This window comes from Hathewaya limosa, assembly GCF_030815255.1.
GTDB lineage: Bacteria > Bacillota > Clostridia > Clostridiales > Clostridiaceae > Hathewaya > Hathewaya limosa.
Genome location: NZ_JAUSWN010000050.1, coordinates 1 through 2,104, shown reverse-complemented (window position 1 = coordinate 2,104; position 2,104 = coordinate 1). Strand labels below are relative to the sequence as shown.

At 28.7% G+C, this 2,104-nt stretch carries 1 protein-coding gene and 1 pseudogene; both read right to left on the bottom strand.

What is annotated here, in order from left to right; all coding sequences use genetic code 11:
- Positions 1-53 precede the first annotated feature (53 nt).
- Positions 54-806, bottom strand: coding sequence for an IS21-like element ISCbo2 family helper ATPase IstB (gene istB, locus QOZ93_RS13960; RefSeq protein WP_111941080.1), 753 nt, complete (start codon positions 804-806; stop codon positions 54-56).
- A gap of 2 nt (positions 807-808) precedes the next feature.
- Positions 809-2,094, bottom strand: a pseudogene (gene istA / locus QOZ93_RS13955) (IS21 family transposase).
- Between the last annotated feature and the right edge of the window lie 10 nt (positions 2,095-2,104).

The window sequence follows — 2,104 nt, the reverse complement described above, 5'->3', positions numbered from 1 at the left end:
TATAAATGTCAAGATTAAAATGTAACTTTTTGATCACTTAAGAATGTAGTTTTTTACTCATCGTCATCTTTAAAGTGATCTTTTAAGCGATAAGATTTCCCAGTAATAGGTACCACATGAGCATGGTGCAAAACTCTATCTAATATGGCATTTGCAATAACAGGATCATAAAAAATATCATCCCACGCATTGAAATTTATATTGGTTGTTAAAATTGTACTTTTTTTCTCATATCGCATATCAATAAGCTGGAAAAATAATTTAGAGTCTTCTTTATCTATCGGTAGATATCCGAGTTCGTCGATTATTAGGAGTTTATACTTACTAAAATGTTTAAGTCTAGAATCTAATCGATTCTCCAAATTTGCACGTTTTAATTGTTGTAATAGATCATGACATTTAATAAAGTATGTACTATATCTACGTTTTGCTGCCGCAATTCCTATAGACGTTGCTAGATGTGTTTTTCCAACTCCGCTAGGACCTAGGAAAACTATGTTTTCCTGTGTATCTAGAAAACGTAATGTTAAAAAATCTAATATCTGTTCTTTATTTATGCTAGGTTGAAAGCTAAAATCAAAGTCTTTAACCTCTTTTTTATGAGGAAAAGCGCCTACTTTTACCATAGATTTAATCATATTAGCTTCTTTAAAATCTATTTCATAAGCTGTAAGCTTAATAAGGGCATCAACAAAGGATAAATTATTTTTGGTAGAAAAATCAATAACTTCGTCTAAGTGATTAATCATTTGTTTAAGTTTTAAATACTCTAAATGTTTTATAAGTTGCGCATATGTACTATTCATTTTTATATACATCTCCTATTAAGTCTAAATTTTGTTTAGCTGTTTCCATCATCTCATATGAGTTTTTACTAAATGTTAAACCACTAACCTCAGCATAATGTTCCAAATGATAATTTAATTTCTGATTTTGTATATTATGAATAGTAACTAATTTTGTGTTATAATACACATGTAGTTGATCATCATATACTTGAAGCTTTAGTCTTTTACCTATATATTCTGGTGGTACAGAATATTGGTTTGATTTGTATGAAATCATGCTTTGACTATTTACTTTAACGGATGTGGTGGTTATTTTGTAATGATTTCTTATCTGATCTTTAGGCAGTTCTGATAAGAAATCTCTTTCTTTTTGTAAATGTAGTATTGGTATTTTACCTGTTGATGTATGACATGTACTATTAATTCTATTGTTTAAATCTGAAATAAGCTTGTGTAATTCTTCATAGTTTAATGTTCCATTATATGCCCTTATTTCATCTAATAATTTCATAGGAGCTTCTACCTTAGCTTTGGTATTAGGTCTACCTGCTACGCAAGGATGAACTTTGAAACCATAATCTTTTGCAAATTGTTGAAATTTATTATTTACTTTTCCTTTAGAATAATTAGTTCTAGGTAAATCCATAACAGTTTTCATGTTATCTGTTAATAGTTCCTCCGGAACCCCGTCAAAGGCTCGAAATGATTCATCAAGAAAAGAAAATAATACTTCTTGTGTTTTATCGAGAGATAACCTGTATACTCTAAATCTTGAATATGAAAGTATTAATACAAAGATATTAACATTAATAATTTCTCCTGTATTCAAAACAAATTCTATATTTTCTTTCCAATCTAGTTGTGCTTGTTTACCTTTACCTGTTTCATACCTCATAGGCGCAGCCTTCGATAGATGACCTTTTCTTCTGCTATTAAAATAGTGACTAAATTCTGGATGATTGGAGATATACCTTCTAAAAGAAGATTGAGCACAATCTAGTCCATAATTATCTTTAAGATACTGCCATAAAATACGTTTATAATAAAATATTTGAATAGAATCTTTACCAAGAAGTGTTTTTATAACTGGTTCAAAAGGTTCTATTTTAGATTTACGATTTCTAGTAATTGGCTTTACATATCCACTTAAATATTTACCTACAGTTCGTGGATCAACTCCAAGTTCTCTAGCTATTTGACTTTTATTTACTTTCAAGTTGTTTTCCTCCATAATTAAATTTAATTTATGAAGATCTTCTAGTTTATCTATTTGAATTTCAGAATTAATATTCATTTGTATAATCATAATTACCTCC

Coding starts and splice junctions, on each gene's coding strand:
- istB (WP_111941080.1), bottom strand. CDS start 806: ATGAATAGTACATATGCGCAACTTATAAAACATTTAGAGTATTTAAAA.